25 protein-coding genes and 1 other RNA gene are annotated in these 24606 nt (G+C 50.0%); 13 read left to right on the forward strand and 13 right to left on the reverse strand.

Going from position 1 to position 24606, the window contains the following annotated elements; genetic code table 11:
- Nucleotides 1–77: 77 nt before the first annotated feature.
- Entirely contained in the window at nt 78–1697 is a 1620-nt protein-coding gene (cimA, locus tag L6H98_RS20795) for a citramalate synthase (protein ID WP_236418056.1), read from the forward strand.
- Between the two features lie 97 nt (nt 1698–1794).
- Here the strand turns inward: cimA and L6H98_RS20800 are convergent, their stop codons facing one another.
- A complete protein-coding gene (locus L6H98_RS20800) occupies nt 1795–2346 on the reverse strand; it encodes a TlpA disulfide reductase family protein (protein ID WP_236418058.1) in 552 nt (183 codons plus the stop codon).
- Between the two features lie 198 nt (nt 2347–2544).
- Between L6H98_RS20800 and L6H98_RS20805 the strand changes: the two genes are divergently transcribed.
- Nucleotides 2545–3033, forward strand: a complete 489-nt coding sequence (locus L6H98_RS20805) for a M67 family metallopeptidase (RefSeq protein ID WP_236418060.1) — start codon at nt 2545–2547, stop codon at nt 3031–3033.
- Here the strand turns inward: L6H98_RS20805 and L6H98_RS20810 are convergent.
- From L6H98_RS20810 to L6H98_RS20820, 3 genes are read right to left on the reverse strand one after another with little or no spacing between them, the layout of a single operon-like run.
- On the reverse strand, nt 3019–3756 hold the full coding sequence (locus tag L6H98_RS20810; RefSeq protein ID WP_236418069.1) for an exonuclease domain-containing protein: 738 nt from the start codon (nt 3754–3756) through the stop codon (nt 3019–3021). The genes L6H98_RS20805 and L6H98_RS20810 overlap by 15 nt on opposite strands.
- Nucleotides 3753–4841: a DUF294 nucleotidyltransferase-like domain-containing protein gene (locus L6H98_RS20815; protein WP_236418071.1), complete on the reverse strand. Its 1089-nt coding sequence runs from the start codon at nt 4839–4841 to the stop codon at nt 3753–3755. The genes L6H98_RS20810 and L6H98_RS20815 overlap by 4 nt, the downstream gene beginning before the upstream one ends.
- A gap of 42 nt (nt 4842–4883) precedes the next feature.
- Entirely contained in the window at nt 4884–6284 is a 1401-nt protein-coding gene (locus L6H98_RS20820; RefSeq protein ID WP_236418073.1) for an ammonium transporter, read from the reverse strand.
- Between the two features lie 349 nt (nt 6285–6633).
- On the opposite strand from L6H98_RS20820, the gene L6H98_RS20825 reads away from it, so the two are divergent.
- Both L6H98_RS20825 and L6H98_RS20830 read left to right on the forward strand, forming a co-directional pair.
- Nucleotides 6634–7062, forward strand: coding sequence for a MerR family transcriptional regulator (locus tag L6H98_RS20825; RefSeq protein WP_236418524.1), 429 nt, complete (start codon nt 6634–6636; stop codon nt 7060–7062).
- A 29-nt stretch (nt 7063–7091) separates the two neighbouring features.
- A complete protein-coding gene (locus tag L6H98_RS20830) occupies nt 7092–7772 on the forward strand; it encodes a zinc metallopeptidase (protein WP_236418075.1) in 681 nt (226 codons plus the stop codon).
- Nucleotides 7773–7816: 44 nt separating this feature from the next.
- Here L6H98_RS20830 and L6H98_RS20835 read toward each other — a convergent pair whose 3' ends face one another.
- Both L6H98_RS20835 and L6H98_RS20840 read right to left on the reverse strand, forming a co-directional pair.
- Nucleotides 7817–8725, reverse strand: a complete 909-nt coding sequence (locus L6H98_RS20835) for a LysR family transcriptional regulator (RefSeq protein WP_236418077.1) — start codon at nt 8723–8725, stop codon at nt 7817–7819.
- 69 nt (nt 8726–8794) lie between these two features.
- Nucleotides 8795–9421 carry a rhomboid family intramembrane serine protease gene (locus tag L6H98_RS20840; RefSeq protein ID WP_236418087.1) on the reverse strand — a complete coding sequence of 209 codons (627 nt, stop codon included), beginning with the start codon at nt 9419–9421 and terminating at the stop codon, nt 8795–8797.
- A gap of 149 nt (nt 9422–9570) precedes the next feature.
- Here L6H98_RS20840 and tpx point away from each other — a divergent pair, with 149 nt between their 5' ends.
- Nucleotides 9571–10089, forward strand: coding sequence for a thiol peroxidase (gene tpx / locus L6H98_RS20845; protein WP_236418089.1), 519 nt, complete (start codon nt 9571–9573; stop codon nt 10087–10089).
- 76 nt (nt 10090–10165) lie between these two features.
- Here tpx and L6H98_RS20850 read toward each other — a convergent pair whose 3' ends face one another.
- From L6H98_RS20850 to L6H98_RS20865, 4 genes are all read right to left on the reverse strand, one after another.
- On the reverse strand, nt 10166–10558 hold the full coding sequence (locus tag L6H98_RS20850) for a DUF1499 domain-containing protein (RefSeq protein WP_236418091.1): 393 nt from the start codon (nt 10556–10558) through the stop codon (nt 10166–10168).
- A gap of 171 nt (nt 10559–10729) precedes the next feature.
- A non-coding RNA gene (gene ssrS / locus L6H98_RS20855) (6S RNA) lies at nt 10730–10920 on the reverse strand.
- 49 nt (nt 10921–10969) lie between these two features.
- Nucleotides 10970–11794 (reverse strand): DUF624 domain-containing protein, encoded by an 825-nt coding sequence (locus L6H98_RS20860; protein ID WP_236418101.1) that lies wholly within the window; start codon nt 11792–11794, stop codon nt 10970–10972.
- Between the two features lie 221 nt (nt 11795–12015).
- A complete protein-coding gene (locus tag L6H98_RS20865; RefSeq protein WP_236418112.1) occupies nt 12016–13581 on the reverse strand; it encodes a DEAD/DEAH box helicase in 1566 nt (521 codons plus the stop codon).
- A 313-nt stretch (nt 13582–13894) separates the two neighbouring features.
- On the opposite strand from L6H98_RS20865, the gene L6H98_RS20870 reads away from it, so the two are divergent.
- From L6H98_RS20870 to L6H98_RS20880, 3 genes are all read left to right on the forward strand, one after another.
- Nucleotides 13895–14716 (forward strand): YitT family protein, encoded by an 822-nt coding sequence (locus L6H98_RS20870; protein WP_236418121.1) that lies wholly within the window; start codon nt 13895–13897, stop codon nt 14714–14716.
- Between the two features lie 178 nt (nt 14717–14894).
- Nucleotides 14895–15083, forward strand: coding sequence for a hypothetical protein (locus L6H98_RS20875; protein ID WP_236418123.1), 189 nt, complete (start codon nt 14895–14897; stop codon nt 15081–15083).
- Between the two features lie 165 nt (nt 15084–15248).
- On the forward strand, nt 15249–16619 hold the full coding sequence (locus L6H98_RS20880) for an MATE family efflux transporter (protein WP_236418526.1): 1371 nt from the start codon (nt 15249–15251) through the stop codon (nt 16617–16619).
- Nucleotides 16620–16705: 86 nt separating this feature from the next.
- On the opposite strand, the gene pfkA is transcribed toward L6H98_RS20880, so the two are convergent.
- Nucleotides 16706–17677, reverse strand: a complete 972-nt coding sequence (gene pfkA, locus L6H98_RS20885; protein WP_236418134.1) for a 6-phosphofructokinase — start codon at nt 17675–17677, stop codon at nt 16706–16708.
- Between the two features lie 55 nt (nt 17678–17732).
- Entirely contained in the window at nt 17733–18812 is a 1080-nt protein-coding gene (locus tag L6H98_RS20890; RefSeq protein WP_236418143.1) for a tetraprenyl-beta-curcumene synthase family protein, read from the reverse strand.
- 179 nt (nt 18813–18991) lie between these two features.
- Here L6H98_RS20890 and L6H98_RS20895 point away from each other — a divergent pair, with 179 nt between their 5' ends.
- Nucleotides 18992–20329: a multi antimicrobial extrusion protein MatE gene (locus L6H98_RS20895; protein WP_236418145.1), complete on the forward strand. Its 1338-nt coding sequence runs from the start codon at nt 18992–18994 to the stop codon at nt 20327–20329.
- Between the two features lie 40 nt (nt 20330–20369).
- The gene (locus L6H98_RS20900; RefSeq protein WP_236418147.1) at nt 20370–21539 is read left to right on the forward strand and encodes an MFS transporter; all 1170 of its coding nucleotides are present in this window, start codon (nt 20370–20372) and stop codon (nt 21537–21539) included.
- 124 nt (nt 21540–21663) lie between these two features.
- Here the strand turns inward: L6H98_RS20900 and L6H98_RS20905 are convergent, their stop codons facing one another.
- Complete coding sequence (locus L6H98_RS20905) at nt 21664–21861, reverse strand: cold shock domain-containing protein (protein WP_236418149.1); 198 nt, start codon at nt 21859–21861, stop codon at nt 21664–21666.
- A 163-nt stretch (nt 21862–22024) separates the two neighbouring features.
- Between L6H98_RS20905 and L6H98_RS20910 the strand changes: the two genes are divergently transcribed.
- The 3 genes from L6H98_RS20910 to pepF all read left to right on the forward strand — a co-directional run bounded on the left by L6H98_RS20910 (nt 22025) and on the right by pepF (nt 24443).
- Nucleotides 22025–22258, forward strand: coding sequence for a hypothetical protein (locus L6H98_RS20910; protein WP_236418150.1), 234 nt, complete (start codon nt 22025–22027; stop codon nt 22256–22258).
- 1 nt (nt 22259) lies between these two features.
- Nucleotides 22260–22445: a hypothetical protein gene (locus L6H98_RS20915; RefSeq protein ID WP_236418152.1), complete on the forward strand. Its 186-nt coding sequence runs from the start codon at nt 22260–22262 to the stop codon at nt 22443–22445.
- 207 nt (nt 22446–22652) lie between these two features.
- Nucleotides 22653–24443, forward strand: a complete 1791-nt coding sequence (gene pepF / locus L6H98_RS20920) for an oligoendopeptidase F (RefSeq protein ID WP_236418163.1) — start codon at nt 22653–22655, stop codon at nt 24441–24443.
- The last annotated feature ends 163 nt before the right edge of the window (nt 24444–24606 follow it).

Raw genomic sequence — 24606 nt, forward strand, 5'->3', positions numbered from 1 at the left:
AGTGTAGCGTTGCAGGATCGAAGGATTCACCCAAACATAACGAAAAAAAGTAGCTTTACCTTTAAAGGAGGATCTTCATGTCAAAGGCCATTTCCATCTTCGATACGACTTTACGTGACGGCACGCAAGGAGAGGGCGTCAGTCTGTCCGCGGACGACAAGCTCAAAATTGCCAGAAAGCTCGATGATCTGGGTGCCCATTATATTGAAGGCGGAATTCCGGGCAGCAACACCAAGGACATTGAATTTTTCAAGCGGGTCAAAGAGTTGCATCTCAACGCCAAAATCGTTGCATTTGGCAGCACGCGCCGCAAAGGCAGCATTGCAAGCGAAGACGCAAACCTGAAGCGAATTCTCGAATCAGGCGCGCATGCGGCTACTTTGGTGGGCAAATCATGGGATTTCCACGTGCATACGGCACTGCAAACCACATTGGAAGAGAATCTGTCCATGATATATGATTCCATCGCCTTTCTGAAACAAAACGGCATGGAGGTCATCTTTGATGCCGAGCATTTTTTTGACGGGTATAAACATAATCCAGATTATGCAAAAGCCGTCCTGAGCAAAGCCCACGAAGCCGGAGCGGATTGGCTGGTGATGTGCGATACGAATGGCGGAACGATGCCGCATGAGGTGTATGAAATCGTATCCGTCATGGCAAACCGCCTGCCCGAGGCCTATCTCGGCATCCACACGCATAACGACTGCGAATTGGCGGTGGCCAACACGTTAAGTGCCGTACAAGCTGGCGCCAGACAGGTGCAGGGTACGATGAACGGGTATGGCGAGCGTTGCGGAAATGCAAACCTTGCCTCGATCATTCCGAACCTGCAATTAAAAATGGGATACGAGTGCGTTTCCCAGGAATCCATGAAGCAACTGACCAATGTGGCCCGTTATGTCAGCGAGATCGCCAATGTGAACATGCCAACCAACCAGCCTTATGTCGGCAATTCGGCTTTTGCGCACAAAGGCGGCATCCACGTCTCCGCGATTTTACGGGATTCCCGCACATATGAGCATATCGAACCGGAACTCGTCGGCAACAAACAGCGCGTGCTGGTGTCGGAGCTGGCGGGACAAAGCAACATCGTATCCAAAGCGCAGGAGCTGGGTCTTGAATTCGATCCGAACAGTGAAGATTCCCGCCAGATCATTAACAAAATCAAGGATCTGGAGCATCAAGGATATCAATTCGAAGGTGCGGATGCCTCCCTTGAATTGCTGATCCGTGAAGCAAATGGAGACATTCAGGAGCTGTTTGCCTTTGAGTCGTTCAAAATGCTCGTGGAAAAAGGAGCCGGCAAGCCGGTCGTTTCCGAAGCATTCGTGAAACTGAACGTAGCTGGTTCAAGCGTATACACTGCTGCAGAAGGAAACGGTCCGGTCAACGCGCTGGACAACGCCCTTCGGAAAGCGTTGGTGCAGTACTTCCCTTCCCTTGCTCATATGCACTTGTCCGACTATAAGGTGCGTGTACTGGATGAAAAAGATGCAACGGCCGCCAAGGTTCGTGTATTGATCGAATCCAAGAACACGGAAGATACGTGGAATACCGTCGGCGTTTCGGAAAACGTCATCGAAGCTTCCTGGGAAGCTCTCGTACACAGCTTCCGTTATGCGCTGCTTCAGGAAGAATTGCAGGACGGGCCCGGCATCGTGCACACTGCCGCTCATGGTCTTAGCAATCATTAAGGCGAAATGGCTATTTCCCGGAAAATATGATGCATTGCACAACAAAAACACCTTGTTTCTCCATTCGGAAAACAGGTGTTTTTGTTTTTTCTTGCCATTATCCTTTAATCAATTTCTTGATCTTCTTCTCCAATTCCTTTTCAGGCAGGATGCCGAGAATAATCTCTTGCACGACCCCATTCCCATCAATCAACACGTTCGTCGGGAAAGCAACACCGTTATATTTGGCGTAGGCCGATCCATCCTCATCGAGTAAAATCGGAAACGTAAGCTTATAGTTGTCCACAAATGCCATCGCATCTTTCAGTTTGTCATAAGGCGTTACATTCACACCGTAGACGTCGAGATCATTTTGATATTTGGCAGCCAACTGGTTGAGTCCAGGCGCCTCTTGTTTGCACGGCTCGCACCATGAGGCCCAGAAATTGACGAGGATCGGCTTCTCTTTTGCTCCTCCTGCCGTATACGTCCGGCCGTCCATACCCTGAAGCGAAAAAGCAGGCGCCAGCAAACCGGCCTGCGGCCCGGTCTTCGTGGGCAACGGCTTCTCCTGGCTGAACACAGCGGCAATCTCTTCACCTTTATTTTGAGCGACGGCTATGCCTACCAACAGCACAACCCCCAAAATGATGTACAGATTTCTTCTCATGGCAAGCCACCTTTGATTGTAATCGCAAAACAAAGCCACGATCCGGACTTGTCCCCTCCATGCTGCAAACGCATTCCTTGAATACGATGACATTCGTCCTTTTATATTGTACCCTTTTCGTTTAAAATTTTACAATCGACACCAGACAAAAAAGGACCCCTGCCGAAGCAGGAGCCAAAGAGAGAGGGGTGAATACAAATGGCAGCACTTCACGGACAGCAAAACATGATCTACATCCCCCGCTCCATAGAGCAGGAAATGGCGAGGCACATGTTCTCTTCACTGCCGCAAGAAGCCTGCGGGGTTGTGCTGGGTGAAGCTGCAGCGGGCGGCATGCGAATCAGCCGGTTTAAGCCCATTCGCAACGTAGCGCCTGACCCGCTGCATCACTTCGTCATGGACGAGGTTGAATGGATACGCTGCGTGTTCCAGGAAAAGCAGCTCATCGGCATATTTCATTCCCATCCGCGCACCTCTCCGATTCCATCGGCGAGAGACTTGGACAACCTCCCCTCGTTTGCGGGACTGCTGCGTATCTATCTCATCGGGTCACCCGTTCCAGCAAGCTCATCCAATGCCCGGATGCTGCTCGGCGGCTATGAAATCATGAAAGCGCCGGAAAAAGGCAGCCTGTCAGCCTCGACTGAATCGTATGCCTTGCAACCAACACCGCTAAGCGTGACTTAACTGGGTATACAGATCGCCTAACGTTTCCACGTTTTTGCGAGTCATGTCTTCCAGATAACATGACCACAGCTGCGCCGTCATTCTCGCATCCTCAAGCGCATGATGCCGGCCTTGGATCGGAATGCCGCGGGACTCCAGCAGCTCATCAAGCCCATATCCCGGGCGCTGCGGCTCCAGCCAGCGTGCCAGCATCATCGTATCGATCAACCTGTGAGTCAGCCTTACCTTGGATGTTTTCCATAATGCAGCGTTCAGAAAAGCGCGATCATGGGCACTCGCGTGGGCGACGAGAACGTTGCCGCCCACAAAGGACATGAAATCATGAAGCCCTTCGAGCAATGTAGGCGCATCCGATGTCATTTGCTGAGTGATGCCGGTCAATTCGGTAATGTGCCGGGGAATGGCCGTTTTGGATTGGACCAACGTATAAAAATGTTCTCCTTCCACAACCTCCCCGCCGCAAATGCGTACCGCACCGAATGAAAGAATTTCATCCCCGTGCTGTGGAGAAAAACCCGTCGTTTCCAGATCGAACACGACCGCATTCAGTTCGCGCAGCGGCGTATGCAGCGCCTCCGGCTTCCGCTGCTCCCGCATCATCGAGCGAATAAACGCCATGTGTTGCGCCGTAGGGGCCCCCATCATGGAAGCGATGGCGGAAGGCACTCCTCCCTGACGCAGCGAATTCCAGAATCCAGTATTGCCCCTAGCCGGCTCTCTCATGAACGTCTCCTTTCCGTGAAGCGCAGCTGTCTTTGAAGGGCACGATGTACCCTCCGAACCAGTCCCAGCGTTTCCCTGAGCTCAAAATGCACTTGTTTTTGCTTTAGCTGTTTTTCATCCAAAAACCCGCTGCTGTGCTGCAACCCGTCCTTTAGAGCAATCGGCGTGCTGCGCCTCAGCTTGAGCGCGCTCATGAATGCCCGCTGCGCCGCATCCGACAGCGTCATCGGCACGGCTTCAAGCACCATCAGCCGCTGAAGCCGTTTGAGCGTTGACGTCTCTTTGATTCCATGCTGGAGTGCAAGAAAACGAGCACTGTTCACGAGAGGAATATAAACGCCGTATTTCACATCGAAACCGCCTGCGTGTTCGCCAAACCGCTCAGTGACGACCTGGCCCAGAATGTTAAGCGTAGCTTTATGTTTTACCGTATTGCGAAGCACGGCATCCGACAACTCCGGCACGGTTCTAAACCCCTCGTAGAACGCGGCAACCCATTGTTCGGCAAGACTCCGCTCACCTGCCACAAATCGCATATCCGATGCGATGATCAGATTGCGGACAGGTTCCCAAGCCAGATCCGTTCGCCAATCATGCAATTGCTTCTTCCACGCCTCCAGCGTTTTGCGCCACAACACCTCCGAGCACATGACCTTCCCTTCGCACTTGGCATAACCTAGTTGTTCCAGCGTATCGCTGAGCCGAAGTCCCAATTCCGCGAAATAGGCTTCTTTCCCGTCATGCGGGGCATCATCGATGATCATGCCGTTGTCCTGATCACTCCACAATGTTGCCTCTTCCCTGCCCGAACTTCCAAACACGATAAAGGCATAGGGGACGGGAGGCTGACCGAAGCCCTCCTCTACCATCCCCTGAATGCACAGCTCCACTGCTTTCCGATAAATCCGGTCATGCAGCTCATTTACCGTCTGGTACCACTCGATCGGCGACAAGGAAGCGGACAACAATCCCTGGAGCTCATTCTGCAATAATACGCGCGCCTGGCGCAGTTCTTCAAAAGAAGAAGCACCGTCAATTCCTTCAAAGGACCAGGATTGATTGATATACGGAATGGGTTCCATCATGTCCAGCCTCCTTGCAGCGTGATTCATTTCAATGCCCACCTTTTAGGAGCTGAACGTTCCGCTTCCCGATTTATTTTCCAGACTTTTCATTTGCTCAGGATAACCGTAAGTCCCATGCTCACTCATGTCCAGACCCATGGTCTCTTCTTCCTCCGTAACACGAATACCCATAATCGCTTTCATTCCGCCCAGGATGATGAAGGATAATACCAGCACAAAGGCAAATGCGCCTACGAGACCGAGCAACTGAACTCCCAATTGATGGAATCCACCACCGTAGAACAGACCCGCTTGGCCTACTCCTACAGTTTCGGCAAGTTCCGGCGTTGCGAACAAACCTGTGGAGATTGCGCCCCACATACCGGCTATACCATGTACGGAGAACGCGTAGATTGGATCATCGATGCCTTTCCGATCAAACCATTGAGCCGTAAAGAATGTAATAATTCCCGCCAAAGCACCGATGACCAGCGCTGCCCAAGGCTCAACGAAGGCACAAGCACCTGTAATGGCTACGAGCGCCGCAAGCACACCGTTCAGCATGCTAGGAATGTCGGATTTGCCAAGTACTGCCCAGGAAATCAGAAGTGCAGCTACACCACCAGCCGCAGCAGCTACGTTGGTCGTCAAAGCGACGTAACCGAAGAATCCGTCTCCCATTGCAGACAGCGTGCTGCCCGGGTTGAAACCGAACCAACCGATCCAGAGGATGATGACGCCAAGCACAGAATAGACTTGGTTGTGACCTGGAATGATGTTAGGTTTACCGTCTTTGTTGTATTTACCGATACGAGGTTTCAATAGAATCGTTGCTACCAGCGCTGCAGTCGCACCCGTCAAGTGAACGACGGTGGAACCTGCGAAGTCTTGCATGCCCAGTTCCGCGAGCCAGCCGCCGCCCCATACCCAGTGAGCGACAACAGGGTACATGATGATGGTGTACAGGGCTCCAAATACGATATATACGCTCATTTTTGCACGTTCAGCCATGCCACCGCACGCAATGGCCAAGGATACCGCCGCAAAAGCGAGGTGGAATACAAATTTGACGGTCAGCGGTACATCGGAAAAGGCCAGGGATTCAAAAGATGCTGCCATTTGATCTCCGCTCAGGAAGAAACCTGTCGTTCCGAAAAATCCATTTCCGTTGCCGAAGCCAAGAGCGAATCCGAATGCCCAGAAGGCAATGACCGAAATTCCCAATGTCAGGATGGTTTTACCCGCAATATGTCCTGCATTTTTCATTCTTGTGGAGCCTGCTTCAAGTAAAGCAAATCCCCCTTGCATAAAGAACACCAGCACTACCGCCAGAAACGTAAAGGCCGAGTTCAACCCGCTTTGGAGTTCGACGTTCGTCGGCCCCTCGGCTGCCGCAAAAGCACTGACCGGGAAAGCCAACAAGGTAAGCATTGCTAACATCGAAACCAACCATTTCTTTCTCATGTACCCCACTCCCTCAAGTGTTAGTTTTCTTCACATGTCGTGAAATTCTTAATGTCATTATAAGCAGGAGTCAGGAAAGTTGACAAGGGTTTTTTCAGCAAATCCGAAAATATTTTATAGCCATAAAGTCTTACGTCTTTTTCTTGTACTTAAGTACATAATCATGTCCAATAAGCACATAGACATAGATAACACGATCCCTTTTCGCTAAAGCGTAACGTTTGACTGTATGGTTAAAAATCATGTATCATATCTATAGATCGTAATGGGGCGGATGCCGCTTTACCGCAATCGGAATGACCAATTCCCTACATTTGAACTGCAAAAGAGGTGAATATCATTGGGGGATATGAAACTGTTTCGGATTGGCGAACTTGCCAAGACCGCTGGTGTGAGCGAACGGACGATTGATTATTACACCAAATTGGGCCTGATCGCTCCAGAAGAGCGCACCGAAAAAAATTATCGTCTCTATAGTAATGAAACCTTAACTAGGCTGGAACGTATTGTACAGATGAAGCAAGAGAAGTATAGTCTCGAAGAGATTAAACAGACGCTGGAAAAGTGGAGCCTGGTAAGCACCGAAGAACAGGTTGCAAGCAAACTGTCCAGCCTGGAGCTTCATGTTCAACAGCTCGAGCGGGAAGTCAACGAACTTAAGCCGCTGCTTGGGGAGATGAAACCCTCACAATCACGCAAGATGATCACCGGACTTCTTGCGAAAAGCGCCGGCACGATGGAAGCGTTGAAAATCTTGCTCGAAAACACCATGATGTAATATTTAAGAAAGAAAACGGAGGAATGAATATGGGTTTTAACTCGGGTATGCTAATACTGATCATGCTGGCATTCGGCCTCTCTGTTTGGGCGCAATTCCGCGTTAAAGGTACATTTAACCGCTGGTCTGACGTACCGAACCAACGCGGGATGACCGGATATGATGCAGCACGCCACATGTTGGATACCAACGGCCTGCACGACGTTCCGATCGAACCTGTTCGCGGCGCGTTGTCTGACCACTACGATCCAATTAACCGCGTCGTCAGGCTTTCGGAACCTGTATATTACGAAAATTCGATCTCGGCCATTTCGGTCGCTTGCCACGAAGTAGGCCATGCCATCCAGCACAAGGAAAGTTACCCTATGCTGGCGCTGCGTCACCGGATTTTCCCGATCGTGAACTTTGCATCCGGACTCGCTCCTTTCCTGCTGCTTGGCGGATTTATCTTCAACGCATTCAATCTGATCGGTCTGGGGATCATCTTTTTCTCGGTCACCGTGGCTTTCCAGCTTATTACGCTGCCGGTCGAATTCAATGCCAGCAACCGTGCCAGAGAAATTATGGTATCCGAAGGTTACATTCGCAATGAAGAGGAGAAAGGCGTAGCGAAGGTACTTAATGCCGCAGCTCTTACTTATGTGGCAGCAGCACTGATCTCCCTGCTGGAGTTGATCCGCTATATCGGTATCTTCAACAACCGCGACTAATGGTCGTTTGTAGATCATACAACAAAAACAATACCCCGTCCTGATCAGGACGGGGTATTGTTTTTGTGCAAGCCGAAATAATTAAGCAGGAATGTGCGAAAAGATTGAGCGACAAGCGGGAGTTTGTCATCTGCACGATGAATTAACCCAATCGTTCTCGTCACTTTCGGTTGGGAAATAGCCACATGGGCCGGCTGCAATGGTTTGGTTTCAAAGAGGGACATTTCGGGAAGCAAGCTAACACCCATTCCTGCAGCTACCAGTCCCCGAATCGTGTCCGTCTCCTCCCCCTCGAAGGCAATTTTTGGCGTAAACCCTGCCTCCAAGCAGGCATGCCAAACAATCGGGCGCAGAGAGTAACCTTTGCTGAACAATACAAATTTGTCATCTTTAAGCTGCTGCAGCTCGATTTCATTCTCGCCGGCCAACGGATGATTCGGAGGAAGAATGGCGTGCAGCTCTTCCGTCAACACAATGTCCCCCGCTACCTGATCATGCTTTTCGGGAAACGGAGAAATGAACGCCAGATCCACTTCAGCCGATAATACGTCGCGAATGAGCGTGGGAAACATGCCCTGTTTAAATCTGAATTTAACGTTTGGATAACGCTGCCGAAATGCCGCCACAACCGAGGGAATCAAATGAATGCCCAGACTGTGCGGAAAACCGATGCGAATCTCGCCATGCTCCGGGTCCAGAAATTCATGCACTTCGCCCACGGCTTTATCAAGGTCTTTCAAAATACCTTCGACCCGTTTGCAAAAAAGCTGGCCAACCGGAGTCAGCTGCAAATTACGACCCTTTTGCATAAAAAGGTCAACACCCAACTCCTCCTCCAACTGGTGAATTTGGCGACTCACGGCAGATTGCGCCACATGCAGCTCTTCTGCAGCCTGAGTTACATGCTCTTTCTGTGCCACCTTCACAAAGTAATGCAACTGTCTTAATTCCACTCGCCTGATCTCTCCAATCTGCTATTACCCTTCTTATCCTACTTTGTATACTCCATGAAACTTTAAACGCTACCTCTTCAACATGCGGGGTTTCCATAGTCTGATCATTAGGCCATAAATGAAAAATCCGCTGAGCAAACCGCCGAGGTGAGCCATCCAGTTAACACCCGACATAGCAATCGAAAAAATGATCCCGAACACAAGCAGCGTATACAGGGTTTTGCGCGACGCTTCATCCATCATCGACCGTTGGAATAAGGCGACGTACAAAAATGCCCCATAGATGCCATAGATCGCCCCTGATGCCCCTACGGATATCGTGAGCATATTTGCGGAATTATACCATGCCACCGATATCACATTCCCTAACACGCCGCTTGCAAGATACAGCACCCCATACCTTAACGATCCTAACAGCCGCTCCATAGGAGGTGCAAACACAATCAACGCAAAGCTGTTGAAAAATAAATGGTCAAAACCCGAATGCATGAAAATGGACGTGATATAACGCCACCACTCTCCCTCAAAAGACGGATCGTTCGTCACGGCGCCATACTCCAGTAACGTTCTAAAATCTGTCGAACCGCCATTAAAGGACAGCACGATGAACATAATAACGTTGGCCAACAACAACAAAGATGTCAGCGGGAAAAATTTCAAATAACTCCGCCAGTTCTCGTACCGAATAAATATCATAGGTCTATAGGTTCACTCCACCCTTTTCGGAACACCATTCGGTGAACCGAATCATAATCATGAAACGGCCTCCATATTGGACAATGCCTCTCATAAAAGATTATAATGGATTTTGGCACGGATCACCAATTAAAAGGAGGAACATTATTATGTCACAAGAACGTACAGGCGTAGCCACATTCAAAGGCAACCCTATTACTCTGATCGGCCCTGAATTGAAAGTGGGCGATCAGGCACCTGATTTCACACTGAGCAAAAACCTGCTCGAAGACGCAACTTTGAAAGACTATGCCGGAAAAATCAAACTCATCAGCGTTGTTCCTTCCCTGGACACCGGAGTATGTGATGCACAGACACGCCGCTTCAACGTGGAAGCCGGAGAGCTCGGAGAAAATGTGGTTGTGTTGACCGTGAGCGTTGACCTTCCGTTTGCGCAAGAGCGTTGGTGCGGGGCTGCTGGTGTGGATCGCGTTGTCACCCTGTCCGACTACAAAACGCGTTCGTTCGGCCAAAGCTACGGCGTCCTGATCAAGGAATTCCAATTGGACATGCGTTCCATTTTTGTTGTAGATGCCAACGACAAAATTACATATGTGGAATATTTGCCTGAGATGGCGGATTCCCCGAACTTTGAACAGGCTATTGCTGCCGTCAAAGCTTTGCTGTAAAACAATGCTGCGCATTCAGAACAAAAGCGAGGAAGGTTTACCTTCTCTCGCTTTTGTTTTTTTGATCCTCAGTCACTCATTCATGCACTTTAAACTGAGCCAGCTTCTTGTCGAGCACCGAGAATAAGTTCAGGATCGTTCGATAATTGGAGCCCAAATCCCCAAAAGATCCCCGGGAAGCCGAGTACATATCCACCGCGCTGCGTACCGGACTTACCGAAATGATCGACACCGTAATATCCATCGTTCTGCCAAACGACGTGCGCTTTTCCAGAATAATTTCTCCTACCGAAGGCACTTCATGCAGCACACGGTATCCGGGAATCTTTTTCAGCGTCGAAGACACTTCTTCAAAGGCTTTATCTTTGGACATGTTATAATACCGCGTTTTCATCTTGGGATCCTTGGCTCGATCACTGGTCCCTTCCATACTTCGGATGATGCCAACGAACGTTCTCTTTAATGACAAGACCCTTCCCCCTTTAAATGTAACCGTTCCATTTATGTATACTAGTGTATCATTGTTCAGGTAGTAACAAAAGAGCATGAAGCACTTTTAACAAAACCAGAATGGTTTACGCACAAAAAAAGCACCCTGAATTCCTTCCAAAGGAAGCAGTCAGGGTGCTGTACGTCTGTTAGAGAACCCGCCTATGCCGTCCGGCTACATTGTCTTATGAACCTGCTTGGCAGGTGGGTGACCGCAAAAATGTGTTTGAAGTCCCCTTGTCATATAGACAGGGCTTTTCAGCAACATTCTATGTAGATCTCCCGAAGACATCATCATTGGTTCAAAACAACGATTAACCGAAACGTACATCGCAGGATGTACAGTTATTATATCCCTAACCGCGGCAAAAGTAAATGCCGCTCATCAAGATTATTTAACCTGCTCCCGATCGGATTTATCGGCAGGTCCCTCACTGGCCGGATTTCCGTCTGCCCGTTCGTCCCCTTTTTCCTCAGCCAGAGCCGCTTCCTCTTCTTCCTTCTGCAGCTGCATCTTCTGCATTTGTTCCTGCATCTTGTTAAATGTGGCATAGAAGTTGAAGAAGGCAAACCAGGCAACAATGCTAATGATGAAGAAGATGAACAATACAGGATAACTAAAGCCGATATAGAACAGCAATCCGCTTCCGAGCAGTGTGGAAAATACGCGGAACGGTCTGATCAGTGTCAAAAGCACCGCATTTTTGATAATGAGTCCGATGGACATATGATAGTGAACAACCATCGAGAAAAAGTTGAACAAGGACACAAACAGCAGCAGCAGCAAAATCAACATAATAATACCGACAAGCTGCATGTTTCGGAACTGCGTCATGTAAACCGTATAATCCAGATACATGACAACAAACAGTACCGTGTAGAAAATACCCCCGAGCAAGCTCTGTTTGTAATTTTCCTTGTACCCTTTAAAAAAAGTACGGAAAATCGGTACATCCGTATCTCCCATATTCCACTTCCGGACAACCGTGAACAGTGCCGAAGTCGCCGGAAAAAGTGTAAGCGGTGCCACAATACCGATAGCCCAATTCATTTGCAATGATTCGTTGGCGAGATTCTGCTGCATCACCAGCAGCTTCATGACCAAGAAAAACAAGAACGGCGACGAGCAAATCGCCCACAACAGGTTGGTTGCGGCCAGTCTCGTAATCCACTCTGTCAGCCGATAGATCCCGCCCATAGCTCCTTTAAATTCCAAACATTTCTCCTCCTCCACAGCCTTGCTTCTAACGTAAACTCTAATATTAATATACTCTATTCTGGATAGGAAAAGCCAGCACTTCCCGAAAAGAGCTGTCTAAGCGAGCTGCCTGCATAAGCAAATCATCCGTATCGTTAACCTCGGCTCAGAAAGTCCCTGCCCGAAGGCAAAACAAAAGAATGGAGCAGGAAACCTGCTCCATTCTTAGTCATGCTTTATTATTCGAAAGAAGACTCCCGTGCAGGGCGACGTCCTTCATTGTTGTTTGTGCGCGGTTTGCGGTCACGGTTATAGCCACCTTCGCGGTTGCTGCTTCCGCTGCTGTAGCGATCGCGGTTATATCCGCCACGTCCTCCATTGCTGTTGCGGTCGCGGTTATATCCGCCGCCGCCACCGCTACGGTTGCCGTTGTAACCGGATGGTTTGCGTCCGCTGGAACGCACATCTGGTCTGCGGCGTTTTGCACGGATCGGATCTTCCGGCGTCAATTCGATTTGCGCATCCTTTTTGTCGCCAGTCAGCAACTTCAATGCCGCAGACAACAATTGAACGGAATCGTATTGTTCCAGCAATTGAATGGCAATGCCTTTGTATTCGTTCAACTCGCCGGTTTGCATGATTTCAAGCAGACGTTCTGCAGTTACGCGCTGTTTGCCTTCTACTGCTTCAGCAAGCGTAGGCAGCGGTTTGCGCGGAATGCGATGGCGCGTCACGCGTTCGATGAAGTGCAAATGATCGATCTCGCGCGGAGTAACGAACGACCATGCTGCACCTTCTTTACCAGCGCGGCCCGTACGACCGATACGGTGAACGTAGCTCTCCGGATCTTGCGGAAGGTCAAAGTTCACAACGTGAGTTACGCCGGAAACGTCCAGACCACGCGCCGCAACGTCCGTTGCCACGAGAACGTCGATGCTGCCGTCACGGAATTTGCGCATAACGGTATCGCGTTGATTTTGAGACAAGTCACCATGCAGACCATCGGCGGAATAACCGCGTTTTTGCAACGCTTCAGCCAATTCGTCCACACGGCGTTTCGTACGACCGAACACGATGGCGAGCTCCGGGGATTCCATGTCGAGCAAACGGCTCAACGCCTCAAACTTCTGGCGCTCAGGCACTTCAATGTAAGCCTGGTCGATCAGAGGTGCACTAACTTGTTTTGGAATGACGGAAACATGCTCTGGGTTGTTCAGGAATTGTTGAGCCAATTTCTGGATGTTAGGAGGCATTGTCGCTGAGAACAACATGGTTTGACGATCGTCCGGCACTTGCTTCAGGATGGATTGGATATCTTCCATGAAGCCCATATCCAGCATTTCATCCGCTTCGTCCAGTACAACGGTTTGTACGTCTTCAAGCTTAATCGTTTTGCGGTTGATGTGATCCAGGAGACGTCCTGGCGTACCGATGATAATTTGTGGTTTTCTTTTCAGGGCACGGATTTGGCGAACGATGTCTTGTCCGCCATAGATAGGCAGGGAGCGCAGGCCCTTGAAGCGGGTAAGTTTTTCAATCTCTTCGGCAACCTGAATCGCAAGTTCGCGGGTAGGCGCCATGATGAGGGCACGGATTTTTTCGTCGTTTTTGGCAATTTTGCTGATCAGCGGAATACCGAAAGCAGCCGTTTTACCTGTACCTGTTTGAGCTTGACCGATCAAATCACGGCCCGTCAGAGCTACTGGAATCGATTTTGCCTGAATCGGAGTCGCTTCTTCAAATCCGAGTTCGGTGATCGCTTGCAGCACCAGTGGTTCCAAATTGAATTCTGAGAAATTTGTCAAAATTATTCATACTCCTTCTATAGGGTGGACATGGTGGACAATCCACTTTGTTGTCTGTATTCTTAAGTAGCGTTAATATTTATAGGGTTTCCCACAACGCCGATTTCATTTCACCAATTTTACCTTGTTGCCGAATTCGTGAATGGGCCCCCAACATAAGACTAAAACTACATAGCATACGTTGAAACACTTTAAATTTTAACCGTTCCAATTGGAAAAAGTTTCCTACTCAAGAATATCCACAAATTATTATATCACAAAACAAATCAAGATTACCAGCGATCTGATTCAAAACTAAAATGAGGTGATTAAATTGCCCAAAATGATTTGGCATTTTCTGGCGATCATCGTTGGCGCGGCTGCCATTGCGTGCGGCTTTAACTGGTTCTTGATTCCCCATCAGCTCCTTAGCGGCGGGGTTTCCGGCATATCCATGCTTCTTGGCTACTTTACGGCATTAAATCTGAGCGTGATGTACTTTGTCCTGAATATTCCACTGCTCATTGCAGGCTGGTTCATTCTCGGAAGGCGCTTTATTATACTTAGCATTGTTTCGGTCCTCGCCACTTCGTGGTTTATCGGCTTTCTGCCAATCATTACCGTAGCGGACGACCCATTGCTGAGCTGTGTTTTCGGGGGAGTTCTGGTCGGACTGGGAACAGGCATTTCATTCCGGGTTGGCGGCTCGACCGGCGGTCTTGACATTGTCGGCTCGATCTTTACCCGCAATCGCGATTTTCCGATCGGAACCGTAATGGCCGGCATGAATGGGGCCATTATTTTGCTTGCCGGTTACCTGAACGATGACTGGAACATCGCCCTGGCCTCCATTTTGTCGATATACATTACAGGCAAAGTGCTCGATCTCATCCATATCAGCCATGTCAAAGTCACGCTGTATATTGTGACCAACGAAACCGAGGCCATGCTCAAAAAAATGCTTGTACACAAGCGCGGCGTCACCAAAATCAAAACGCAAGGAGCATACACCGACATTGAAAAGGACATGTTAATGACAGTAACCACGCGGTATGAACTCGTCGAAGTCAAACGCATTATCAAGGAAACCGACCCAAACGCATTTGTTAACATTGTGGAAACGGTTGGCGTTATGGGCTCGTTCCGTAGAGGATAAAGGTTTCTGTCCGGTTAACAATTCGTAACTTTGTGGTATAATAATGGTGCACAGCTCCTAAATATGATTGTATAGCAGGGAACTGCCCTTCAATTTCACAGGCCTTATGCTTTTCCAATTCTCGCCGAATGAGTTACCATGTTTGGAATTCGAGTAGGAAAGGGTGATTGTTGTGGAGATGGAAACGGTGAAACTGTTAGAAATCGTCAACAGATGGTGCCCTGAGATGCTCCCTTTCTTGAAACCGAATGAGCTGGACTCACTCATTGTCCTCCGGGATGGAATGGGCATTCTGGAGCAAGGGGACGCAATGGAAATTATTCAATACAGTATTTGCGAACATCAGAACGAAAGTTTTATTCAATAATTCAAAGATGAACAAATCGCCTTCAGCCGGGAATGCCCGGTTGGAGGCGGTTTTTGTTTCCCCGTCTATTCAAACGAATGAAAATCCTCTACAATGAATAGCTGTGCGCTTTCAATACGACAGCTTGATGATATTATTCAGAACAGAGAGGCCTTTCACGTGAACATGTTAACAACGAGCTTTTCGCAAAAAATCAAACCGTTTTTGATCATATTTTTACCGATCTTCACGACGCAAATATCGCTGTCTGCCATGTCGTTCTTCGATACGAACATGTCAGGGCGCTTCTCTCCCGCCGATCTGGCCGGCGTCGCTATCGGCACAAGCCTCTGGATGCCCGTTCAGACCGGGCTTAACGGCATTTTGATGGGGATCACTCCCATCGTTTCGCACCTTCTTGGCTCCAAACGCTATGACGAGATCGGCCGCAGCACGTTGCAGGCCCTATACCTTGGCCTCGCGGTTGCACTGATTGTGCTCGGCGCTGGCGCTCTGCTGCTAAACCCCGTTCTGGACGCCATGCCTCTGGACTTCCGGGTTGCAGAAGTCGCTCATGGATTTTTGAGCGCGCTTGCTTTCGGCATTCTACCGCTGTTCGGGTATACCGTGCTCCGCAGTTTCATGGATGCGCTGGGGCAAACGAGAGTCACGATGCTGATTACGTTGATCTCCCTTCCGATCAACATTGTTCTGAATTATTTGCTGATCTACGGACGCTGGGGTTTTCCCGCATTGGGCGGGGTCGGAGCAGGCGTTGCAACGGCAAGCACCTATTGGTTGATTTTTCTGATCAGCATATTTTTTGTGCATCGGATTCAGCCGTTTGCCCGATACGGAGTTTTCCGAAAATGGTGTGGCGTATCGCTGAGCAAGTGGAAGGAATTGCTGCGAATCGGCATCCCGATCGGGTTTGCCACCTTTTTCGAAACTTCGATCTTTGCCGCCGTCACGTTGCTCATGAGCCGATTCGATACGGTAACCATAGCGGCGCACCAGGCGGCGCTGAATTTTGCATCAACCTTGTACATGCTGCCGGTAAGCATATGCATGGCACTTACCATCCTTGTCGGCTATGAATCGGGAGCAGGCCGCGTGAAGGACGCCAAACAATACAGTCTCCTAGGCATTGGAGGCGCAGTGCTGCTTTCTCTGGTTACCGCCGCTCTGCTCCTGATATTCGGCGAAACGGTAGCCCGGCTGTACTCCAAAGAAGCCGACGTCATCGGGCTAACCCAGCACTTTTTGATCTACGCCATTTTTTTCCAGATTTCAGATGCCATCGCAACCCCGACGCAAGGCGCGCTCAGAGGGTACAAGGATGTAAATCCTGCTCTGATCATTACGTTTGTCGCTTATTGGATTATCGGCTTGCCCGTCGGCTATCTCATGGCAACGTACACATCCTTCGGCCCGTTTGGGTACTGGATCGGCCTGATCGCTGGTCTTGCTGTGGGGGCTGTCGCTCTCTTGTATCGCCTGTTTGTCGTGCAGCGTATGGCGGCGCAGCAGAACAGCAACCACGTTCAGCAACGATAAACCGATGACGCTCCGCATGCGGTGCATAAAGAAAGAGCACGGCCCACTTCAAGTGGTGCCGTGCTCTTTCTTGCATGATGCCGGATTTATTGGGACAGACGAATCGCAAGCTCGTAAGTGTCCAAATCGAATTGTTTTTTGGTGTTGACCACTTTATCGATGTCCGTCAATACAAGCTCGCCTTTGATGATTCCGCAAGCTTTGTCTGTTTCTCCCTCAATCAGTGAGCGTACGGCGAAATCGCCCAGACGGCTGGCCAGGTTGCGGTCAAACGGCGTTGGAGTCCCGCCGCGCTGGATATGTCCCAACACGGTTACACGCGGTTCATAGGTCGGGCAGCGTTCCATCAATTCTTTGGCTACATCTTCGCCTTTTCCTACACCTTCGGCAACAACGATGATACTGTGGCGTTTGCCATGTGAAAAGTTTGCTTTCATGCGCTCTGCCACTTCGTCCATGTCGAATGGAACTTCCGGCACCAGGATCGTTTCCGCGCCGGAAGCCAGGCCGGCATGCAGTGCGATATCGCCGCAATGGCGTCCCATAACCTCAACAATGGAAGAACGTTCATGGGAGGACATCGTGTCGCGCAATTTGTTAACCGCATCGACAACTACGCTAACCGCTGTATCAAAGCCAATGGTGTAATCCGTAAACGAAATGTCGTTGTCGATCGTTCCAGGAAGTCCCATGGTGTTAATGCCCAATTTGCTCAATTTGTTTGCCCCGTTGTAGGAGCCATCTCCACCGATCACGACCAGGCCGTCAATGCCGCGCGCACGCAGAATGTCCGCCCCTTTTTGTTGTCCTTCAGCGGTGTAGAACTCTTTGCAGCGGGCCGATTGCAAGACGGTTCCTCCGCGCTGAATGATATCGCCAACGCTGCGCAAATCCATAGGGAAAATGTCGTTGTTGAGCAAACCCTGGTATCCACGCTGCACGCCGTAGACTTCCAGACCATGGTACAAACCACTGCGAACGACGGCACGAACAGCTGCGTTCATTCCTTGTGAGTCGCCACCGCTCGTTAGAACTGCGATTTTTTTTACTGCTGACATGATGTTTCTTCCTCCTCTAGTTTCACTTCAGGCTCCCGCAACAAAAACGCCTGACTTACATTTTTTTGCGAATCCAGCGGCTGAACGCGAAGAAGAACACCCGGGTCATCGGGCTCTTCTTCATCAAACGCTTGGATACGGCGCGAACTTCCTGCTGTTCGCTGACTTTGGGATCAGACAGGTAAATGGCCAGCAGTCCCTCGATAATCATTCGGTGGAACGAATTCCCCGGAATGTTCCGCACATCGCTGCGTGCCATCTCCACGATAAAAGCAATGCGGTCCAGCATGGTCTCAACATGATCGTAATAATTGCAAAAGTTGAGATCTCCGCCCACACGGTCCTCATCCTGGTCGATCAAATAATCAAGCAAGATGTGCAGTGCGCACACATGCGGGAAGTAGGCTCTATGAATCAAAGCAGCCTGCTCTTCCGTCAGGTGCCCGTCGCTTGCAGCCAAGAATAGCATGAAAACGCCCAGCGTGGAACCGGTCGCGGCAGCAAATTCGTTCCAGCGCAGCTGAGGCGTGCGGTGACGATGCTTCGACCACCATTCAAGCAGCGCCGTTTCTCTCAGCTCGGGTTTGATGTGCTTATATACCTGCAGGTCCGTGTATAGACCTGCCAGATCCTGAATTTGAGGTTTGGCGGCCTCGTAGCCGGGCAACTGGCGCGTCAGCTCCTGACACCGCGTCACCAAGGAATGAAGGTATCCTCCGTCATCCTGCTCCTCGCGAAGCGCGTAATAGTTGACAGGCGAAGCCTCCGGGTTAACCGCATCAAGCATCGATTGATGAAGCAGGCGAAAATCGCCGGGATCCATCGACGTGCTGCGATCACATAGATTGTCCAAATAATCACTAATGGTTTGATAAGAAACGATAAGCGGGATCAGAATGTGCCTCTGGTTCATGTCGGGCAAGGCATATACCGTGCCCCCTTCGCAGTGAAACTGCTTGTCCCTGAGGCTGGCCAAGGCTTGATTGCGCAGCTCCTCGTTCGGAATGCGCTCCGCCGCTGCTCTCCAACCGTCCAGTTCCTTCCGGGTTTCCGGAATGGTGTTCCTGTACACCTTCCTCATCAAATCGAGCGGTCCCCGCGGATATTGATGGCGGCTTTGATTGAATTGGCTCAAATTAAATGTGCCTCCACTTGATTGAATACGTAATAAAGCGATTTTAAACCACTACTATTATAATATGATCCCCCTAATTGTACAAATGATCTGCCCTGCCGGCACGGCAAAAAATCGCATCCACTGCATAAGCTTTGTGGTATACTAACTTTATTTCATCCATAAAAGGAGTCGTTGACATGACGTCAGGTGAACCGCTCTCATGGAGACGGTTATTTGCTTTTTTCGTGCCGCTCGGCATTTCCGCCTCTCTCGTCACCATTTCTCACGTAATCATTAACAGCACGCTGGCGCGCTCGGCGCACCCGGAAACGGTCATTGCCAGTTATGCAATCGCCGGAAGCCTGCTGACCTTAACCGAGCGCCCTTCCACTTTATTGCGGCAAACCTGCTCTGCGCTGGTTCGTGACCGCCTTTCTTTTCAGGCGCTCGCTTTCGTCACGAAAATATTTTTGGCCTGCGTGCTTCTGATCGGTTTTGCGATCGTGTATTCCCCCGTAGGAACGCTCGTGTTCAAATACTTGTTCGGCGTTAGTCCCGACCTCTTGACCAAAGTCATCGATGTATACGAGATCCTGATGTATGTCAGCATATTTTCGGTCATCCGTAACATCTATCAAGGCATCATCATTACGAATAACCGCACGAAATGGCTAACGTTCGGCATGTTGTTCCGGCTTGCCGGCATGTATGGACTTTCCCTCTATTTCATCTATACGGATACCATTAACAGCGGTCGTGTAGGCGCTATCATTTTTGCGGTCGGCATGATTATTGAGGCGTTGGTTAGTTTTGTCGAAGGAAACAGCATCAAACGGAACATGCCTGCCAAATTGGAAGATCATCCGGTAGAAACGAAGGGGCAAGTATTTCGCTTTTACAAACCTTTGCTCCTGTCCAGCTTCGTGGCGCTGTTCATCGGCCCGGTCATTAACATCGCGCTTGGCAAAACGACGGGCATCGCACTGGCGATCTCCTCCTTTGCGGTAGCAAGCAGCCTGATGCAGCTCATGCTGAGCTTCTTTACTTATATTCACCAGATCGTGCTGAACTTCTATGAGGTCAATGCCACGCTCGTCAAAAAGTTCGCGCTCGTCACGGGCTTCGTTCCGTTTGCGATGACGACGTCTATCGCCTATACGCCGCTAGGCCCATGGGTTTTGGAACATATCATGAGCGTGGAAGGCAATCTGCTGGAACAGAGCTTATGGACCCTGCGCGCCTTTGTGCTGTTTCCGCTGATCTCCCCGTTCCTGGATTTCAGCAACGGCCTCATTTTGCTGCGCGGGCAGACCAAAACGATGTTCCGATCCCAGGCCGCCAATGCAATATGCACTATGATTGTTCTGCTTATCCTGATTAACCTGTTTCCGTCCTGGAACGGCATGATCGGCGCCATCGCGCAATCCCTGGGTCTGTTTGCCGAACTGGTCATCGTGTGGCTGGTCATCCGGCGCACGCAGCAGGAGCCTACGATGAGATCGGCAGGCAGGGGCGGAAAATCCTCCGCCCTTTAGGAACAACGGATTTCAACTACGAGATTGGAGTATGTCAACCATGAATTCAAGTCCTCTCGCCCGTCCGGATCAAAACTGGCTGCGGGCACTCATGTTCACCATTTTCGGGTCCACCGTGCTCGTTGTGTCCTATTTCCAGCTGTTTTTCAGCCATCTGGGCTTCAGCCGGGCCGAAATTGGCTACCTGTATGGAATCGGTCCGCTCATCTCCGTGTTTTCCAACATGTTTTGGAGCATGGCCAGCGACCGATACCAAACGGTGCGGAAAGTGATGATCATTTTGCTGGCCGGGCAGTTGATCATGGGTGTGCTGCTTGCCAATGCAACAACGTTTGGCGAAGTGTTCGTCCTGGTCACCCTTTTTTATTTTTTCTATTATCCGGTCTACCCCCTGGCTGATACGATGGCGATCACCACGGCCAGCAAATACGGCAAAAACTTTACGTCCATTCGGGTTTTTGGTTCGATCGGGTATGCCTTCTTTGCATTGGCCATCGGATATTTTCTCGGCTCCTTCGGACCGGGTTGGACGATGTGGATATGTATTGCCATCGTGACAACCACGCTGCTTATCGGATTCAAGCTTCAGGATCAGCCTGTGGCGAGCAGCAGCAAGATGGAGCTTTCCGGGCTATGGTCGATTCTGAAGAGCCGGGAGGTATTGCTTTTTTTCGGCTGTACCTTCCTGCTTGCCCTGGGCCACCGAATGAACGAAGCCTTTCTGACGATCACGCTTAAGGAACTCGGAGCGAACGAAGGGGTCATCGGCTGGTCCCTGCTCATTGGGTCCGTAAGCGAAATTCCCGTGTTTTTGCTGCTCAGCAAGTACGGCAACCGCTATAAAGAGCTGCCTTTGCTTGCTCTTGCCGCACTGATGTACACGATCCGGCTGTTCTTGATGTCCATGGCCGATACGCCCGCTACCGTCATCATGGTTCAGTTTCTGCACAGCTTGACCTTCGGCGTTTTCTATGTGACCGCTGTCCGCTACATTACTCGGCTCGTTCCCGACAATTACCGGGCGACCGGCATGGCCCTGTTCACGATTGTATGGTCCAGCGCATCAGGACTGCTCAGCGGCACATTGGGCGGATTGCTTCTGGAACATGCCGGCAGGGAAACGTTCTATTTGACGGCGATGGCTTTTGCATTCGCCGCCCTGATCGGATTCGCGCTCCAACTGTTCTTCCACATGCTCCGCCGCACGTAATCGGGCGGGGCTTGGTTGAACCGAACCAAAAAAAGCACAGCCACCCATAAGGGAGACTGTGCTTGATTGCTAATGTTCAGCTATCGGTCAATCATTTATAAGAGATCCGCCGGGCGGATAGATCTTACAATTTAATTACGTTAGCTGCTTGAGGACCACGGCTTCCTTCAGTGATTTCGAATTCAACCGCTTGACCTTCCTCCAAAGTTTTGAAACCGTCGCCTTGAATTGCGGAGAAATGTACGAATACGTCCTCGCCGCCTTCAACGGAAATAAAGCCATAGCCTTTTTCTGCGTTAAACCATTTAACTGTACCTTTCAAATGAACAACCTCCTAAAAATATCACCATCTGTGGTGAATACCATCATTATACTGTATGACCATGCACATTGCAATTTATCTTTTCCAAAGAATGCGAAAAAATTTGCTTTGCATCTAAGGGTACGGTATCATTTTACCAAAACCGTAAGTTTGGAGACGACCTATGATCAAAAAACATGAAATATACAAAACCGACAAGTGGAACATGATGACCGTTGAAGTGCAGGGCAAATATTTGGTGCTGCGCGAAATTTCCGACCAGTGGGGCGAGGAATGCCATACGTTTCTGAGCCGTCCTGCCTTGATGCAGTGGGCCGAACGCCGCTTCCCGAAAGAAGATTTCGAAAACCGCGAGGAAGAATGGCAGCGTCTGATGGCCGCCTTCAAAGAGGTTTGATATGCAGCTTGATTCAAGCAATGCGTTCATCTTCATTATTCTGGCCTTCTCCCTCGGGATCGTACTGATCCTGGGGCGGGAGTCCATCCCGGCCAAGCTGAAACGGGGCATGGCCCTCATAGCCACCCTCATGATCGGCTTCGCCTTTTTTCTGATCGTTTACTTCTTGTTCAACATGGGCGCTTGACGCTCCCAAATATTTCAGCGACCCTCCGGCCATACTATTCGGGTATTTTACCGACGAGGAGGAAACCGCTTGAAATGGCGAAACACGTTGCTCGTTCTGATGGCGTTCAGTCTGATCCCTTCGCCTCTCCCCGCACAAGCGAACGTGGCAAGGACAGACCGGCCCATACATACATCCCTTCCATTATCCCAACAAAGGAGGATTCCCATGAGTCAATTATTGAAACGTTCCGAGGTGCCGGCTGAGCATACATGGAAACTGGAGGACTTGTTTGCAGACCAAAAGGCTTGGGATCAGGAGTATGAGGAAGTACTTGCTTTAATCAAAAAAGCCTCCGAATTCCAGGGAAAGCTGAACAAACCCGAATCCCTGAAAGCAAGCTTTGAGCTCGAAGACGAAGTCAGCCTGAAGCTGGAGCGCTTGTTTGTCTATGCACGCATGCATCAGGATGAAGACACCGCCAACCCTACATACCAGAGTCTCTCCCAGAAAGCTCAGAAACTGAGCGTCAAGGTCGGCGAAGCGCTTTCGTTCGTAACGCCTGAAATTTTGTCCCTGCCGGACGAACAGCTTGATGCCTTCATTGCCAACGACGATCTCAAACCCTACCGATTTACGTTACAGGAAATGAAACGCGAAAAGGCGCATGTTCTCACCCAGGCCGAGGAAGCTTTGCTGGCCCAGGTGGGGAACCTCTCGCAGGCTCCGTCAACCATTTTCAGCATGTTGAACAACGCCGACTTAAAGTTCCCGAAAGTGAAGGACGAAAACGGCAAGGAAGTCGAGCTCACTCACGGCAGCTATATCCAATTGCTTGAGAATCCGAACCGCGAGGTCCGGGAACGTGCCTTCAAAGCCGTTTACGAAACGTACGCCAAACAAAAGAATACGATCGCCGCAGCCTTAAATGCCAACGTAACCAAAAACATGTTCTACGCCAATGTGCGAAAGTACCCTTCCGTGCTGGAAATGTCCCTATATGGCGACAACATCCCGAAAGAAGTGTATACCAATCTTGTGGACACCATCCACGAAAGCCTGCCGCTGCTGCATCGGTACATGGAATTGCGCAAAAAACTGCTTAAGGTCGACGAGCTGCACATGTACGATCTGTTCGCCCCGCTCGTGGACGAATACAAAATGGACATCACCTATGATGAAGCGAAGAAAATCGTGAAAGAAGGGCTAAAGCCGCTGGGCGAGGATTATGCCTCCGTCCTGCAATCCGGATACGACGATCGCTGGATCGACGTGTACGAAAACGAAAACAAACGGTCGGGCGCTTATGCTTGGGGCGCTTATGGCACGCACCCTTATGTATTGCTCAACCACAAGGACAATTTGAACAGCATGTTCACGTTGGCGCATGAAATGGGCCACGCGCTGCATTCGTATTATTCGGACAACGCGCTGCCTTACCGTGATGCGCAGTACACCATTTTCTTGGCCGAAGTCGCTTCCACGACCAACGAAGCGCTGCTGATGGATTACTTGCTCAAAAAATCGACCGATCCGAAAGAAAAGCTGTATTTGCTTACTTATTATGCGGACCAATTCCGCACCACCGTATTCCGTCAAACCATGTTTGCGGAATTCGAGAAAATCATTCATGAACGTGCCGAGCAGGGCGAGGCTCTTACGCCGCAATTGCTGTCGGAAATTTATTATGACCTTAACGTCAAATATCACGGAAACGGCATGGTCGTTGATAAAGATATCGAGATGGAATGGGCTCGCATTCCCCATTTCTACAACAGCTTTTACGTTTATAAATACGCAACAGGATTCTCTGCGGCTACCAGCTTTTCCAAGCAAATTCTTGAGGAAGGCCAACCTGCGGTAGATCGTTATCTCGGATTCCTGAAAAGCGGCGGCAGCGACTTCTCCATCAACATCCTTAAAAAGGCAGGCGTGGATATGTCCTCGCCGCAGCCGATTCGCGAAGCCATGAGCGTTTTCAAGGAACTGATCGAGCAGATGGAACAGCTCACCAAGTAAGGCGGACCCCTGTTTGAACGGTTTGAAACGGTTCATCCCTTGCCCTTGTCGGGCAGGGGATTTTATCATCGGATCAGACTGCGAACGTTCAGGACCCAGGAAAGAATTAAAATGCTGCATAGCCTTTCCTTCAAGGAAAAGGACGGTCCTAACAAGGAGGCAA

The sequence above is a fragment of the Paenibacillus sp. JJ-223 genome, from assembly GCF_927798175.1.
In the GTDB taxonomy this organism is placed as follows: Bacteria; Bacillota; Bacilli; order Paenibacillales; family Paenibacillaceae; genus Paenibacillus; species Paenibacillus hubeiensis.

Excerpts from the sequence above, each read along its gene's own strand:
- L6H98_RS20880 (WP_236418526.1), top strand. The coding sequence starts at position 15,249 with ATGTTAACAACGAGCTTTTCGCAAAAAATCAAACCGTTTTTGATCATA.
- L6H98_RS20820 (WP_236418073.1), bottom strand. The coding sequence starts at position 6,284 with ATGAGAAAGAAATGGTTGGTTTCGATGTTAGCAATGCTTACCTTGTTG.
- pfkA (WP_236418134.1), bottom strand. The coding sequence starts at position 17,677 with ATGTCAGCAGTAAAAAAAATCGCAGTTCTAACGAGCGGTGGCGACTCA.
- L6H98_RS20910 (WP_236418150.1), top strand. The coding sequence starts at position 22,025 with ATGATCAAAAAACATGAAATATACAAAACCGACAAGTGGAACATGATG.
- L6H98_RS20895 (WP_236418145.1), top strand. The coding sequence starts at position 18,992 with ATGACGTCAGGTGAACCGCTCTCATGGAGACGGTTATTTGCTTTTTTC.
- L6H98_RS20805 (WP_236418060.1), top strand. The coding sequence starts at position 2,545 with ATGGCAGCACTTCACGGACAGCAAAACATGATCTACATCCCCCGCTCC.
- cimA (WP_236418056.1), top strand. The coding sequence starts at position 78 with ATGTCAAAGGCCATTTCCATCTTCGATACGACTTTACGTGACGGCACG.
- L6H98_RS20915 (WP_236418152.1), top strand. The coding sequence starts at position 22,260 with ATGCAGCTTGATTCAAGCAATGCGTTCATCTTCATTATTCTGGCCTTC.
- tpx (WP_236418089.1), top strand. The coding sequence starts at position 9,571 with ATGTCACAAGAACGTACAGGCGTAGCCACATTCAAAGGCAACCCTATT.
- L6H98_RS20815 (WP_236418071.1), bottom strand. The coding sequence starts at position 4,841 with ATGATGGAACCCATTCCGTATATCAATCAATCCTGGTCCTTTGAAGGA.
- L6H98_RS20840 (WP_236418087.1), bottom strand. The coding sequence starts at position 9,421 with ATGATATTTATTCGGTACGAGAACTGGCGGAGTTATTTGAAATTTTTC.
- L6H98_RS20830 (WP_236418075.1), top strand. The coding sequence starts at position 7,092 with ATGGGTTTTAACTCGGGTATGCTAATACTGATCATGCTGGCATTCGGC.
- pepF (WP_236418163.1), top strand. The coding sequence starts at position 22,653 with ATGAGTCAATTATTGAAACGTTCCGAGGTGCCGGCTGAGCATACATGG.
- L6H98_RS20825 (WP_236418524.1), top strand. The coding sequence starts at position 6,634 with ATGAAACTGTTTCGGATTGGCGAACTTGCCAAGACCGCTGGTGTGAGC.
- L6H98_RS20900 (WP_236418147.1), top strand. The coding sequence starts at position 20,370 with ATGAATTCAAGTCCTCTCGCCCGTCCGGATCAAAACTGGCTGCGGGCA.
- L6H98_RS20810 (WP_236418069.1), bottom strand. The coding sequence starts at position 3,756 with ATGAGAGAGCCGGCTAGGGGCAATACTGGATTCTGGAATTCGCTGCGT.
- L6H98_RS20800 (WP_236418058.1), bottom strand. The coding sequence starts at position 2,346 with ATGAGAAGAAATCTGTACATCATTTTGGGGGTTGTGCTGTTGGTAGGC.
- L6H98_RS20875 (WP_236418123.1), top strand. The coding sequence starts at position 14,895 with ATGGAAACGGTGAAACTGTTAGAAATCGTCAACAGATGGTGCCCTGAG.